14 protein-coding genes are annotated in these 14,028 nt (G+C 54.7%); 2 read left to right on the forward strand and 12 right to left on the reverse strand.

Annotated features, from left to right (window positions below):
- Nucleotides 1–18: 18 nt before the first annotated feature.
- Complete coding sequence (gene ilvA / locus SynA1560_RS07545) at nucleotides 19–1,551, reverse strand: threonine ammonia-lyase, biosynthetic (RefSeq protein ID WP_186468744.1); 1,533 nt, start codon at nucleotides 1,549–1,551, stop codon at nucleotides 19–21.
- Between the two features lie 76 nt (nucleotides 1,552–1,627).
- On the opposite strand from ilvA, the gene dxs reads away from it, so the two are divergent.
- Nucleotides 1,628–3,571 carry a 1-deoxy-D-xylulose-5-phosphate synthase gene (gene dxs, locus SynA1560_RS07550; RefSeq protein WP_186468745.1) on the forward strand — a complete coding sequence of 648 codons (1,944 nt, stop codon included), beginning with the start codon at nucleotides 1,628–1,630 and terminating at the stop codon, nucleotides 3,569–3,571.
- A gap of 56 nt (nucleotides 3,572–3,627) precedes the next feature.
- Here dxs and psaK read toward each other — a convergent pair whose 3' ends face one another.
- The 3 genes from psaK to SynA1560_RS07565 all read right to left on the reverse strand — a co-directional run bounded on the left by psaK (nucleotide 3,628) and on the right by SynA1560_RS07565 (nucleotide 4,551).
- Nucleotides 3,628–3,885: a photosystem I reaction center subunit PsaK gene (psaK, locus tag SynA1560_RS07555; RefSeq protein WP_186468746.1), complete on the reverse strand. Its 258-nt coding sequence runs from the start codon at nucleotides 3,883–3,885 to the stop codon at nucleotides 3,628–3,630.
- A 70-nt stretch (nucleotides 3,886–3,955) separates the two neighbouring features.
- On the reverse strand, nucleotides 3,956–4,243 hold the full coding sequence (locus SynA1560_RS07560; protein ID WP_186468747.1) for a DUF3593 domain-containing protein: 288 nt from the start codon (nucleotides 4,241–4,243) through the stop codon (nucleotides 3,956–3,958).
- Nucleotides 4,243–4,551, reverse strand: coding sequence for a DUF2499 domain-containing protein (locus SynA1560_RS07565; RefSeq protein ID WP_186468748.1), 309 nt, complete (start codon nucleotides 4,549–4,551; stop codon nucleotides 4,243–4,245). Before SynA1560_RS07565 ends, SynA1560_RS07560 begins: the two co-directional genes overlap by 1 nt.
- 71 nt (nucleotides 4,552–4,622) lie before the next feature.
- Here SynA1560_RS07565 and csaB point away from each other — a divergent pair, with 71 nt between their 5' ends.
- Nucleotides 4,623–5,711: a polysaccharide pyruvyl transferase CsaB gene (csaB, locus tag SynA1560_RS07570; RefSeq protein WP_255476874.1), complete on the forward strand. Its 1,089-nt coding sequence runs from the start codon at nucleotides 4,623–4,625 to the stop codon at nucleotides 5,709–5,711.
- Nucleotides 5,712–5,730: 19 nt separating this feature from the next.
- Here the strand turns inward: csaB and SynA1560_RS07575 are convergent, their stop codons facing one another.
- From SynA1560_RS07575 to htpG, 8 genes are all read right to left on the reverse strand, one after another.
- Nucleotides 5,731–6,726, reverse strand: a complete 996-nt coding sequence (locus tag SynA1560_RS07575; RefSeq protein ID WP_186499964.1) for an ABC transporter ATP-binding protein — start codon at nucleotides 6,724–6,726, stop codon at nucleotides 5,731–5,733.
- Nucleotides 6,723–7,538: a carbohydrate ABC transporter permease gene (locus SynA1560_RS07580; RefSeq protein ID WP_186499966.1), complete on the reverse strand. Its 816-nt coding sequence runs from the start codon at nucleotides 7,536–7,538 to the stop codon at nucleotides 6,723–6,725. Before SynA1560_RS07580 ends, SynA1560_RS07575 begins: the two co-directional genes overlap by 4 nt.
- On the reverse strand, nucleotides 7,535–8,413 hold the full coding sequence (locus SynA1560_RS07585) for a carbohydrate ABC transporter permease (RefSeq protein ID WP_186499968.1): 879 nt from the start codon (nucleotides 8,411–8,413) through the stop codon (nucleotides 7,535–7,537). The genes SynA1560_RS07580 and SynA1560_RS07585 overlap by 4 nt, the downstream gene beginning before the upstream one ends.
- A complete protein-coding gene (locus tag SynA1560_RS07590) occupies nucleotides 8,413–9,681 on the reverse strand; it encodes an ABC transporter substrate-binding protein (RefSeq protein ID WP_255476875.1) in 1,269 nt (422 codons plus the stop codon). The genes SynA1560_RS07585 and SynA1560_RS07590 overlap by 1 nt, the downstream gene beginning before the upstream one ends.
- Nucleotides 9,682–9,694: 13 nt before the next feature.
- Entirely contained in the window at nucleotides 9,695–11,185 is a 1,491-nt protein-coding gene (gene ggpS / locus SynA1560_RS07595; protein ID WP_186471093.1) for a glucosylglycerol-phosphate synthase, read from the reverse strand.
- A gap of 55 nt (nucleotides 11,186–11,240) precedes the next feature.
- Nucleotides 11,241–11,813, reverse strand: coding sequence for a peroxiredoxin (locus tag SynA1560_RS07600; RefSeq protein ID WP_186499970.1), 573 nt, complete (start codon nucleotides 11,811–11,813; stop codon nucleotides 11,241–11,243).
- A 9-nt stretch (nucleotides 11,814–11,822) separates the two neighbouring features.
- Nucleotides 11,823–12,059 carry a 50S ribosomal protein L28 gene (gene rpmB / locus SynA1560_RS07605; protein WP_066907589.1) on the reverse strand — a complete coding sequence of 79 codons (237 nt, stop codon included), beginning with the start codon at nucleotides 12,057–12,059 and terminating at the stop codon, nucleotides 11,823–11,825.
- Nucleotides 12,060–12,120: 61 nt separating this feature from the next.
- On the reverse strand, nucleotides 12,121–14,022 hold the full coding sequence (htpG, locus tag SynA1560_RS07610; protein ID WP_186499972.1) for a molecular chaperone HtpG: 1,902 nt from the start codon (nucleotides 14,020–14,022) through the stop codon (nucleotides 12,121–12,123).
- Nucleotides 14,023–14,028: the final 6 nt, after the last annotated feature.

A 14,028-nucleotide genomic window follows, 5' to 3' on the forward strand; every position in this document is an offset into this window, starting at 1 on the left:
TCATCGGCGTTGGCACCATCAGGAACCCAGAAAGATCCGATAGGCGGGATTGGAGGTTTCTTCCCAGCTGGGGTACCCCAGATCCCGAAGGACGGCTTGCCATGACTCCAGATCATCCGGACTGACCAGAACGCCCACCACGATTCGACCGACGTCGGCTCCGTGATTCCGGTAGTGAAAAATGCTGATGCTCCAGTTGGAGTGCAAGGCATTCACGAAGCGCATCAGCGCACCTGGCCTCTCGGGGAACTCAAAGCGGTACAGCAGTTCCTGCCTCGATGGTTCTGAAGCCTTGTTTTGCTGCGGAAGCCTGCCTCCCACCATGTGCCTGAGATGCACCTTGGAGAGCTCGTCGTCACTGAGATCAAGGCACTCGTATCCATTGCTGCGCAGCGAGGCCAGAAGGTCAGCGCGATCCTGCTGATCTCTGATCTGCACCCCCATAAAGATGTGGGCCCGATCGCTTGCTCTCATGCGGTAACTGAATTCAGTGAGGCTGCGTTTCTCAAGCAGCTCACAGAGCTGTCGCAGGCTGCCTGGCTGTTCAGGAATCTCAACGGCCAGCATCGCTTCACGCTCTTCACCCAACTCGGCACGTTCGGCGACAAAACGCAGGCGATTGAAATTCATGTTGGCGCCACAAGCCACGGCCACCAGCTGACGACCCTGTAACTGGCGTTTGGAAACGTCGGCCTTGAGTCCTGCAATGGCAAGAGCACCGGCCGGCTCAAGGATGGACCGCGTGTCTTCAAAGACATCTTTGATCGCGGCACAGATCTCGTCAGTGCTCACGGTGACGATCGAATCGACATAACGCTGGGCTAAGCGGAAGGTGTTCTCTCCGACTTCCCGCACCGCGACACCATCAGCAAACAATCCCACCTGCGGCAGTCGGATCCGCTCGCCAGCCTCGAGCGACAGCGTCATGGCAGCGGCGTCATGGGGTTCAACGCCGATCACCTCCACGCCGGGCCAAAGGCTCTTCACATAGGCAGCGATCCCTCCGATCAGTCCACCACCACCAATCGCCACATAGATCGCGTCAGGGGGTTCCTGGCATTGGCGCAGGATCTCCATCCCCACCGTCCCTTGTCCAGCAATCACCTCAGGGTCGTCGAAGGGATGGATGAAACAAAGGCCCTCGTCTGCACTGCGACGGATGGCTTCTGCGCAGGCCTCGTCGTAGGTCTCTCCATGCAGCACCACCTCTCCGCCGAGCTGGCGCACGGCATCGACCTTCACGCTGGGAGTGGTCATCGGCATCACAATCACAGCGCGACACTGCAGATGGGATGCGCTGAGGGCTACCCCCTGGGCATGATTCCCGGCACTAGCTGCAATCACACCGCGCTCGCGCTCCTGCTCGGAGAGCTGGACCATGCGGTTGTATGCACCACGCAGCTTGAAGGAGAAGACCGGTTGGAGGTCTTCCCGCTTGAGCCAGACGTCATTGTTCAGCCGACGGCTGAGATTGATGGCTGGTTCAAGCGGGCTTTCACGGGCAACGTCGTAAACCCTCGCGCGAAGGATCCTGGGCAGGTAATCGTCCATCAGTTCAGTTTGACAACCGAACGCTGCCGCGGACGGCAGGTAAGGCCCGTAGATTGCCTAAATCCGTCGAGGGACCATGCACCTGCGCGATCTGTCGCATCCCAACCAGCTGCATGGTCTCAGCACGAGCGAGCTTGAGGAGGTCGCGGCGCAGATTCGACAGCGTCATCTCGAGGTGGTGTCCAACAGCGGAGGTCATCTCGGACCGGGTCTTGGTGTGGTTGAGCTCACGCTGGCTCTCTACCAGACGCTCGATCTTGACCGTGATCGTGTCGTCTGGGATGTGGGACATCAGGCCTATCCCCACAAATTGATCACCGGTCGTTACAGCAATTTTGATTCCCTAAGACAGAAAGGTGGAGTTGCCGGTTATTTAAAGCGTTGCGAAAGCAGCTTTGACCATTTCGGTGCAGGTCATGCCAGCACCTCCATCTCAGCGGCACTGGGCATGGCCATGGCCCGTGACCAGCAAGGAGAGAACTACAAGTGTGTTGCGGTGATCGGTGATGGCGCGCTCACCGGGGGCATGGCCTTAGAGGCAATCAACCATGCCGGCCACATGCCGGAAACGCCATTGCTGGTGGTGCTCAACGACAACGACATGTCGATCTCACCTCCGGTGGGCGCCCTTTCGAGTCACTTAAACCGCATGCGGCTGAGTCCGCCGATGCAATTTCTCTCAGGCAGCGTGGAAGAGAGCATGCGTCATCTCCCCTTCATGGGCGGTGACCTTCCCGCCGAGTTAAATCGACTCAAGGGCAGCATGCGCCGTTTGGCTGTCCCCAAGGTTGGTGCGGTGTTCGAAGAACTGGGCTTTACCTACATGGGCCCAATCGACGGCCATGACATCGCCGAGATGACCCGCACTTTTCAGGCGGCCCATCGCGTGGGGGGACCTGTTCTGGTGCACGTGATCACCACCAAGGGCAAGGGCTACCCCTATGCCGAAGCTGATCAAGTCGGCTACCACGCACAATCAGCCTTTGATCTAGGCACCGGCAAGGCCCGCCCTAGCAAGACACCTAAGCCACCCAGCTACAGCAAGGTTTTCGGGCAGACGCTTGTCAAAATCTGTGAGCAGGATCCGAAAGTGATCGGCATCACTGCGGCGATGGCCACGGGCACCGGTCTTGACCTGCTGCAGAAGTCCCTCCCGAATCAATACGTGGATGTGGGAATCGCTGAGCAGCATGCCGTCACCCTGGCTGCAGGCATGGCCTGTGATGGTCTGCGTCCTGTGGTGGCGATCTACAGCACCTTCCTGCAACGGGCTTTCGATCAGCTCATCCACGATGTCGGCATCCAGAAGTTGCCGGTCACCTTTGTGCTCGATCGAGCAGGCATTGTCGGTGCCGATGGCCCTACTCATCAGGGTCAATACGACATCAGCTACATGCGAGCCATTCCGAATTTCACGGTGATGGCTCCCAAGGATGAAGCGGAACTGCAACGCATGTTGGTGAGTTCACTTCAGCACGATGGTCCCTGCGCCATCCGCATTCCTCGCGGTCCTGGTGAAGGGATGCCGTTAATGGAGGAGGGCTGGGAACCCCTCCCCATTGGTTGCGGTGAAGTGCTCCGCACCGGGGATGATCTTTTGATCGTGGCCTACGGCGCCATGAATTCCAAAGCGTTGGCAACGGCCGAACTTCTGCAGCAGCAGGGCATCCACTGCACGGTGGTGAATGCTCGCTTCCTGCGTCCGCTCGATACCGCTCTGATTCATCCACTGGCGCAGCGCATCGGCCGTGTTGTGACCATGGAAGAGGGAACGATTCAAGGGGGCTTCGGTTCGGCTGTTCTTGAATCTCTGCAGGATGCTGATCTGCAGCTGCCTGTGATGCGGATTGGCATTCCCGACGTCATGGTCGACCACGCTACGCCCCAACAGAGTTTTGAGACTCTCGGTCTCTTGCCGGATCAGATGGCTGAACGCATCAAACTCCGCTTCAAACTTGCCGTATCCGCGCTCCAGGACACAGCCGACTCCACGTCGCAAGTGTCGTCCGTCGTCCCCTGAAAGACATGAAAAAAGGAGTGGTAGTGCCACTCCTTGCTGATCATCGATTCAAATGATCAGAGCACACCGCGGGTTGCGAGTCCAAGGATGGCTCCGATGCCAATCATGTGACCAAGGCTCGTTGTGGCCAGCAGTGATGCGTGGCTCATGCCCCCGAAAAAGGCGTCGTTTGGAAGCTTGGCGCCAACACTCGGATGTTTGATCGTGGCCTTGCCAATACCGATGGCAATCACGTTGCAGGCAATCATCACAAGGCCCACTTTCGGAGACCAAGAAACCGTGGCAGGCGCGATGGCCAAGAGAGGAGTGAGCATGAAAATCAGAGGCAACGATCCATTTTCCGTCGCTCAAGAACCCAGGCCCACCTGTCGTAAAGGATGTTCATCACTGCACCTTTTGAGGTTTGATCAGGCCGGCGACTATCACGGCATTGCTGAGGGTGAGGAAGGCCTCGGCACCTCCATGCAGTGGATCAATCGCCACCAGTTCGGCGTCAAAGCGAAGATCAGCAATCACGGCAGCCACGATGGTGACTCCAACAAACAGCAGTGTCAGTTGGAAACCGCGACGGGCAAGTGCTGGAAGCAAACGTTTTTTTCCTAGGTGATAGAGAAAGAACAAATAAGGAAAGAGAGACAGGGCGAATAACGGAGAGGGATCAAAGTCCGGCATCAGCGCTGCTCCTCACTGACTAAAGGAGCCGGAAGAGACCAGGCAGCCCAAGCCAGCAACACGTTCCCCAGCAGAGTGCATGAGGCTTGCAGTGTCACGAGCCAGCGAAGGCTTTCACTGTTGTCGTAAAGATGCCAGGTGCAGGCCGCCATCGCGCTGATCAACGCCGGCAGCATGGCCCAGGCGATGCGACGTGTTGAGGTTCCAGTTGTTTCAGATCGAAAGCGTTGGATCAACACGATGGCCACAAGCCATTCAGCCACTGAGGCCCAGTGAATCCACCAGGTGCCCAGCGAGAGCGCGTGCATGTCAATCCAGTGGGGACTTCACCGTAACCGGTGAACACTTGGATAATGGGTCGAATCGCTGTTGATGACTGGTGGTAGCGCTTCGCGATGCAGAAAAGGCGAAGGTGCTGTTGTGTGGTTATTACGGTGAGCACAACCTCGGTGATGATGCGCTGTTGCAGGTGCTCATTTCCCAGCTTCCAAACGCATGGGATCCGCTGATCACAGCCAGAGATCATCAGGCTGCCGCTGAGTTGGCTCCAGGTGCGTCCTTCGTCGATCGTCGCTCCCTGTCTGAAACACTTCGTGCTCTCCAGCAGGTGAATGCGCTCGTGCTGGGAGGCGGAAGTTTGCTGCAGGACGGCACCAGTTTCAAAAGCCTCCTCTACTACTTGATCGTGCTGTGGTGCGCGCGCTGGAACCGCATTCCGATCATTCTTTGGGGGCAAGGACTGGGCCCTCTTCAACGCAAGTGGAGCCGTTGGTGTGTTCAAGCAACATTGAGCGGAATTCGAGCGGTTTCCTGGAGAGATCCTGTCTCGTTCCATCAGGCCCAGCGATGGCGATTAAGCATGCCGATGGTGATGGGTCCGGATCCGGTCTGGTGCCATCCCGCACCGCGTTGGTCCGGTGGTCAAGACCTGATTCTTTGCCTCAGACCCACACCGCTGCTGAACACTCAGGGTTGGCAGACGTTGTTGCGAGCCTTGGAGCACTTCAGTGCCCAATCAGGGTCCAAAGTCATTTGGCTTGCCTTTCATGGTGATCAAGATGCTGCGTTGTGGAATGACCTCAATCAACAACGACTCATTCCAGCCGGTCTGCGAGAACGCTCGCTGCAAAGGCGCGCTGAATCTCTCGAGCAGGTTCACGGTCTCTTTGGCAAAGCATCCCTCGTGATTGCCATGCGATTGCATGCGTTGATTCTTGCAGCCACAACGGGATGCCCAACGGCTGCACTCAGTTATGACCCAAAAGTGAAGGCCGCCGCTCAATTGGCCAATTTGCCCTGGTTAGACCTAGAGCATCCTCTTGCGATTCAAGAGATGACGTCTCAATGGCATGAAGCCAGAAGACATCCAGCGTCATCGTCCAGCATTCAACAGCTCCGCGATTCAGCGGATGTGCACCGCACACTGCTCCAGGAACACCTCCAAGCCATCCATCAACGCTTGGCTTGAGACCATGCCTGCAAGAACATCAAGAGACGGTTGGTTCGCTCTTGGAAACCAATCTTGCGCCAGAGGTTGCATCGAAGTGCAATTCATCACTTGAATCCCAGCTGATCCAACCACTGTCGGGAATGGAGGCATCAGGATGCGTCAACATGCGCACGATGCCTTCTTCACTATCGAGAAACAACAACTGCGAATTGCCCAACCATTCTCTTGATTGCAGCTTGCAGCGAAGACCTGACGAGCTGAAGCGAACATGCTCAGGTCTGATGGTACGCACACGCCCTTGATGTGGACGCAAACAATTGATCTGAGGCCTTCCGATAAACCGTGCCACAAACAAGGTGGAGGGGTTGTTGTAAAGGTTGTATGGCGTATCAATTTGTTCAATATGGCCTTGATTCAGCACCGCAATTTTCTGTGCCATGGCCATGGCTTCATGTTGATCATGGGTGACGTAGATCGTCGGTTTCTGTTGCTCAAGAACCAGCCGTCTTAATTCAGGCCGAATGTCTTCTCGGAGTTGAGCATCGAGATTGCTCATCGGTTCATCGAGAAGATAAATTTCTGGATCCCGTAGCAAGGCCCGCGCGAGTGCGACACGCTGTCGCTGTCCTCCTGACAACTGGGCAGGTCGATGGGATGCGCGGTCAGAAAGTTGCACGAGATCGAGAATTCTTTGAATTTTGATTGAGCGATCTCTGGGCTGAACTTTGCGAATTTTCAGCCCAAGTTCAAGGTTTTCAAAAACGGTTAGGTGAGGCAGAAGTGCATAACTTTGGAACACCATGCCAATGCTTCGCTCGGCGGGCGAGAGCTGTGTGACATCTTGACCGCTGATTGCAATGAGACCCTCGCTGACGGGGTCTAGACCGGCAATCAAGCGCAATGTTGTGCTTTTTCCGCATCCGCTTGGGCCGACAAGTGCCAGGCACTCATCGTTACCGATCTGAAAGGAAAGATGTCTGACAATCCATTGATTGCTGATGCATCGTCCAACGTTTTGGAGATCAAGTGTCATCCCTTCACAGCTCCACTGGTTAAACCCGAAACGATTGGTTTCTGAAATGCCATCACCAGCAGAATCAGAGGGATTGAACCCAGCACTGTAGCGGCAGCGTAGGGACCGTAGGGAACCGAATGAATTGAGGAGCCTGCAATCCTTGCCATGGCCACCGGCAATGTCAATTTGCTGGCATCACTAATCCAGGTGAGTGCAATTGGGTATTCATTCCACGAAAATAGAAATACAAGAATGGAGGTGCTGGCGATGGCTGGCGCAATCAGTGGCAGAAGAATCCAGCGAAATCTTTGTAGCAACGATAAACCCTCTACTCTGGCGGCATCCTCAAGCTCAGTGGGTAGATCAGCGAAGGCATTGGTGAGAAGCAAAACAGCCAAAGGTTGCGATAATGCGGCATAGGGAATGGCCAGGGCAATGAGGCTGTTGCCCAATTGAAGGAACCGGGCAACCTCTAACAAAGCCAGAAAAAGCAACACGTATGGGAACAACGCACAGCCAACTAACAAGCCCCTTATCAAGTTGGCAGTCTGCTTTTTGAGCTTGCTGAGACTGTAACTCGCTGGCAATGCCAGAATTAACGTCAACAGTGTGGAAAGCACGCCTGTAAACAAACTGTTGAACAGGTATTTCAGGAACGGTGGATCACTGTGAAGCACACTTTGGTAGTGAGCCAGCGTCCATCGTTGCGCATGCTCAGCGAACGGTGTGACCAAGGCTTGATCGGTGCAGAATGATGTGTAGACCTGCCAAATCAGTGGCGCCAGGGACCAGATGCCGAGCAACAAGATCAAAGTCCGATTAACTCTCATGACGGTGCTCCCATGGCTGTTCGGCGTCGTGCTGTCGTGATGACCATCCAGGCAATCGCCACCATCGTGGTCAGAATGATGAAGCTGCCAATCATGATTGTTGCGCTGTAGCCGAAATCGAGGAATCTCAGAGCATTCCAATAGGCATAGAGAGCAATGCTTTCGGTGCTGCTGGCCGGTCCACCGCCAGTCATGACCTGAATGAGATCAAACACTCCGAAAGCTTGCGCCAAGCGAAACATCAACGCGAGACCGAGATAAGGGAGCAGCAACGGAAGCGTGATTCGTTTCAGACAGGTCCAGACCCCGGCCCCTTCCAAACGAGCAGCTTCGTAGAGATCGGCAGGAATGGTCTGGAGCCCTGCCAACAGAATGAGCGCAACAAAAGGGGTTGTTTTCCATACATCGGCATACACCGTGGTGATCCAGGCCAGCGTTGGTTCACCCAAAGCATTCAGTGACTGCCCAAACGTGCTTTCAAACAAACGATTCACTGGGCCATACGGCGTGTTGAAGATCCAACGCCAGCCCAACGCCATCACTGTGGTGGGAAGCGCCCAGGGAATCAGAGCTGTGGTTCGAATCAAGGCTCGACCACGCAGAGGCTGGTTGAGCATCAGCGCGATCGCGAATCCAACCAGCAACTCCAGAGTGACCGAGGCCAAAGCAAAGCGCAGGGTCTGGCCAAGGTCTTGCCAGAAACGAAGGTCTTGGAAAAACCGTTGCCAGTTGGCTGCATCGTTGGGGATCGCGACCAAACCGGTCATCACCGAATCGGCGTGAAAACTCAACCACAGATATCGAACGAGGGGTAACGCGAACACTGCAGCTAGGAACAGCAACGACGGCAGAAGCAGGAGCAGAAGACTGGTCATCAGGGGGTTGCCCCCGCTGCGATGAGCACTTGCTCCGTGGATTGCTGCGCTTGGTCCATGGCTGCAGATGGCGGTGTCACCCCGGTGAGGGCGCTACTGAGATTCCGTTGCAGGACATCACTCATTTGGGCGTACAACGGGGTTTGAGGACGTGCTCGTGCAAAGGGCAGCGCCTCACCAATGGCAACCAAGGATGGGTGCGTGCGGGTGAGTTGTTCGTCGTTAAATAAGGCCGCCTGTGTGGGTGTGTAGCCAAAATTGGTGTATAGATATCGCTGTGATTGTTCATTGGTGAGATATTTAATTGCTTCAATCGTGGATTGAGGATGTTCTGAACCCTTCAGTAGGCTCAAACCCCAGCTTCCGATGGTCGCCGCAGGGCGTTGGTTGGATTCGGCCACCATGGTGGTGATGCCAACCTTCCCTTTGACTGGGCTGTCATCTTTCTGCAATTCAGCCCAGGCATAAGGCCAGTTGCGCATAAAGGCTGACTCACCTGACTTGAAGCTTTGCAGAGATTCCGATTCGGCATAGTTCGTCACCGCCCTGGGACTGATGCCTGACTCGATCAGATGTTGCAGCCACGTTGCAGCGGCAGTCCCTGCAGGCTCATCGAGCCCGATTGCACTGGTTTGTGGTGCATACCACTCCCCACCGAAGCCATCCATGATTTCTAAGAACACGCAGCTCAACCCTTCGTATTGACGCCCTTGCCAGACGTAGCCAAACGGGACTTGTCCACTGGCTTGCAGGGTTCTGCTGATGGTTTCAAGGTCCTGCGGGGTGCGTGGTGGTTCATCCATTAAGTCCGTCCGCCAATACAGCAAGCCGATGTCTGACGTAAGCGGCCAGCGCTGCAAAGCACCTTCTGCATGATTACCTTCGCTGGCCCCAGGGGCGAGAGCGGCGATGTCTTGATCTGTGAAGTAATCGTCCAATGGAGACAGCCACCCCGCCTTGGCGTATTTCGAAACCCAGGTGACGTCCATCAAAAGGCCATCAAACGGTGTGTCTCCCAGCAACAAACTGCTGATCGCGAGATCGGAGATGGATTCAGTTTCGAGCGGGCCTCGGATCACATTCAAGTGGATGCGCCCCTCATGCTCTTTGTTGAACATACGAACGAGTTCAGCGGTGGCATCGGCAAAGGGAGCTGGCATCAGGATCGAAACACTGTCGGCTTGACGCGCCAGGGTTGAAACCCCGAGAAGCGTTGAAACAGTGAAGGTGATCACCACCAGGATCAATTGGCCGCTTGTGCGTTTCATCCAACCCATTGGATTATTCCGGTGTCTCCAGCGCATCCATCTGTTCAGCGGCCCAATCAGACACTGTGAACGTTTCCACTGCAGAACTCATGCGTGCCATCCGCTCCAATTGCTCTGAACTGGGCATGTCGATAGCAGCATCAATGGCATTGTCCATCTGCTTATGGGAATAGGGATTGGTCAGCACGGCCCCATCCAGAACTACGGACGCGCCAGTGAATTCAGACAGGACGAGCACGCCATCACGACCTTTTCTTGCCGCTGCATACTCTTTGGCTACCAGATTGAGACCATCCCTTAGGGGTGTAATCCAGCAGATGTCTGCCTGGGAGAACCAAGCCACCATTTCTTCATAGGGAATTCTGCGCGTTGAGAAACGAATTGGCACCCAGTCAATCTGACTGAATCGTCCATTAATGCGTCCGATCGTTTCTTCGATCAGTCGTTGAGTATCTTCATAGATTTTCATCCCTGATGCTGCAGCAACGCAGGCAAGCATCAAAACAATGTTCCCGTGTAGGTCTGGCCTTCGTTCCAGCAAGCGCTCGAAGGCCAGCAGAAGCTCTTCGTTGCCCTTCGTGTAGTCGACGCGGCTAGCAGACAGAATCAGTTTGCGGCCCTTTTTGGTGTCCTCGTCAATCCGTTCGGCGAGATGGCAGACGTGTGTGTCCTCGGCAAGAGACTGAATCACATCCGGTGATGTGCCGACGGGGGATGACAGCAATTGCACCCTGCGCCCTCGGTAGTTCAACCAGGGCGTCTCCGAGGGTTCCGTCAGGGCAGAGCCGCAAGCAAGAAAACGCAAGTTGGTGGGCGTTTTGGGGCCTTTCTCCACACCCAGCAGGCAGTTCGCTGCGCGCGCAAAATTTTCTGTGTAGCGGGGAATGTGAAATCCAACGACATCACAACTTAGAAGACTTTCAACAATTTGTTTTCGCCAGGGTAAGATTGAAAAAACATCACTTCCTGGGAACGGTGTGTGGTGGAAAAAAGCAATTTTCAGGTCTTTGCGTTTATCTCGGATGTACCCAGGTGCGAGCCATAGGTTGTAATCGTGAATCCAAACGGTCGCCCCTGGTGCTGCTTCAGCACAGGCTGCATCAGCAAAGCGCTGATTAACTTCTTCGAAAATGCTCCAATTGGCGTTGTTGATATCAAAATAATTTGGAAAAGTGTGAAGAATAGGCCAGAACGATTCCTTTGAAGTGACGTGATAGAAGCTTGATATTTGCTCTTGCTCGAGTGGAATTCTTCTCAAAGTGAAATCTGCAGGCTCGCGCATGGCAATGCGCTCATCTTCTGCACCAACTAAATCGTCGACCTGTCTCCAGGCAATCCAGGTGCCATTTTTTCGATCCCTGAAGAGATTTCTCAGAGTCGGAATAATGCCATTCGGACTTTTCTGATCTTGCCAGACTCTGGCCCCTGAAGCATCACGTGCTTCGTCGAATGGAGTGCGATGGTAGAGAATAATGAAATGACTTCCGCCTTCTCTACCATCCATTCCAGTTTTGTCCCGGTGTGTCTCCACACCACCATTCAACAGATCATTCCATCTGTCAAACCGCTCCGCTGGTTTGCTCTGTGATCAGCGTGCTGAGCACTTCCTGTGCGTGACCAACGGGTCTGACACCGGTCCAACGTGCCCGCAGAAGACCATCAGGATCGATCAGGAAGGTATGGCGCAGCGAATAAGGTGCCATCCAAGATCCGTAGTCTCGACTAACAGCACCGTCTGGATCGGAAAGAAGCGTGAAGCCAAGTCCCTCACTTGTGCAGAAGGATTCATGGTCATCAACACTGTCTGCACTGATTGCCGCAATCTCGCAGTTGTGACTTTTGAAGTCAGACAGGGCATCCTGGAAGCCGTGGGCCTCAATCGTGCATCCTGACGTGAAATCCCTCGGATAAAAATAAAGAACTAACCATTGTCCCCTCCACGACTTCAATGAAAGGTTCGGCTTGGTGGTACCGGCGATGGTGCCTGGGAGATTGAAATCCGGTGCGGCAATTCCGAGCTCGGGGAGCTTTCCGCCCAGTGCTTTGGCCATTGTTGGCTTCCAGAGCCAAGCCAAAGCCCCGGCCAGTGAGATCCCAAGAAAGTCTCGACGATTCACTGTAATGCGGGGCATTGAACGATTTCAGACCTTGGCCAGATCGATGCCAAGTGACTTGGCGTAGGCACCCAGACCTTTCTTTTGAATGGTCTTGAGCGCGCGCGTAGTGATGCGCAGATTGACCCAACGGTTTCCTTCTGCCCACCACAGACGACGCTGCTGCAGATTGGCCTGCTGAAGCTTCTTGGTGCGGATATGGGAGTGGCTCACTGCCATTCCGTTATTGGCACGTGTTCCGGTGAGCTGACACACCCGAGACATGATGTCGATCCTCTAAATCACTGGCCATCGGCCAAGAAGCCAACTTAGCAAATCAAGTGACTCACTGACCTCTGGCCACGAGTTCAGACATCAGTTTGGAACTACGCGTTTGAAAGCCAGCCAGTTCATTGGGTTCCAGTCCGCCGACACCCAGTCGGGCCAAGTCATAGAGATGACGGGCGAGGTCACTGGCTAGGGCTTTGCTAGGTGACGCTTGTGCAGTGCCGATGAGCACACTGCCAGCTGAAAGCTTCTGCAGGCCCTCCACCAGTGGATGACTGCGGTTGATGAGCAGAACGTGGTGGTCGGGCAGGCCAGGCAAGCGCTGATCCATCAGTGCGCCGATGTCGTTCATTCGACGCATCTGTTCGGGCAGAAGAATCATGGCGGCCGGGGCCTCTTCGCCACCCTTTAGGGCCTGAACCTGAACCGTGACCTTGTCGTTGTCGAGGGCTTCTTTGATGAGGGATCGGATTGCTTCGCTTTGGGTTTCACCATCCTGATCGCTGATTTCGGGTTGTTCGTCCCGCAGGCTTTCGTCGAGCTCAGCATCCACGCGCTGGAACTGATAGTGGTCATTGTTGGACTCCAGCCAAGGAATGAATTGGCTGTCAATCACGGTTTCTGCGAACAGGATCTCAGCTCCCTGGCTTTTCCAGAGTGATAAGGCACCTGCCTGGGCAACCTCATCGGTGCAGTAAAGAATTCGCTTCGATTGTGGGTCGGCCTGTCGCGACTGATAGGAGGCAATGGTTGTGTATGAACGCTCGCCCGCGCTGATGGGGCCATCGTCACCATCCACTGGATCAGCGGTTGTTGCGAACAAGATCAGATCGGAGACCTGTTCGGCAAATTTCTCGTCTTCCATGGCGCCGATCTTCACGAACGGTGCTAGCGCTTCCCATGCTTTCGCATAGTTCTCCGGCTCATCACGTTGAAGGCTTTTCAAGCGATCAGCAACCTTCTTGGCAACAAAGTTGCCGATGGAACGCACCTTGCGATCGGTCTGAAGTGCACTTCGGCTCACATTCAAGGGAATGTCAGGTGAATCGATCACCCCCCTCAAGGGCAGCAAGTAGCGGGGGACGATTTCCTTGATTGAATCACTGACATACACCTGGTTGCAGTACAAGCGGATATCACCCTTTTCCCAGTCGGCTCGACCGAGGGCTTGCGGGAAATAAAGAATCCCTTGAAGGGTGTAGGGATAGTCCGTGTTGAGGTGCACCCAAAGCAGCGGATCGCCCTGAAATGGATAAAGGTATCGGTACAGATCGATATAGTCCTGATCCGTCATGTCGCGAGGACTTTTGCGCCATGCAGGGTCTCGTTTATTGACGCTTTCCCCTTCGAGTTGGACATCAACGGGCATGAAATCGCAGTACTGCGTGATCAGCGTGCGAATTCGTGCCGGTTCCAGATACTCCAGCTCTTCCTCCATCAGATGCAAAATCACATCCGTGCCGGGTTCCTGGCGTTCATAACTTTCAAGTTTGAATGCGGGAGATCCATCGCATACCCAGCGCACAGCAGATTCATCTGGTCGGGCTGATCGCGTGATCAGCTCAACTTCTTTCGCCACCATGAAGCTGGAGTAAAAACCCAGACCAAAATGACCAATGATTGCGTCTGACTCTTGTTTGTATTTCTCTAGAAAATCCTCTGCACTGGAAAATGCAACCTGATTGATATACCGCTTCACCTCGTCGGCCGTCATGCCGATCCCGTTGTCACTGATGGTGAGTGTTTTGGCTTCCCTGTTCACGGTGATGTTGATGCGTCCATCATCACCTTCCAGGCAGTCGCCAGCCATCGCTGCCATTCGGCGCTTGCTGATGGCATCGGTGCCATTGCTAACGAGTTCGCGAAGGAATACTTCGTGACCGGAGTAAACGGCCTTCTTGATGATCGGGAAAATATTTTCCGTGTGGATCTGAATCTGACCCTGTTCGAGCACCGACATCAGCAA

Source organism: Synechococcus sp. A15-60 (assembly GCF_014280095.1).
In the GTDB taxonomy this organism is placed as follows: Bacteria; Cyanobacteriota; Cyanobacteriia; order PCC-6307; family Cyanobiaceae; genus Synechococcus_C.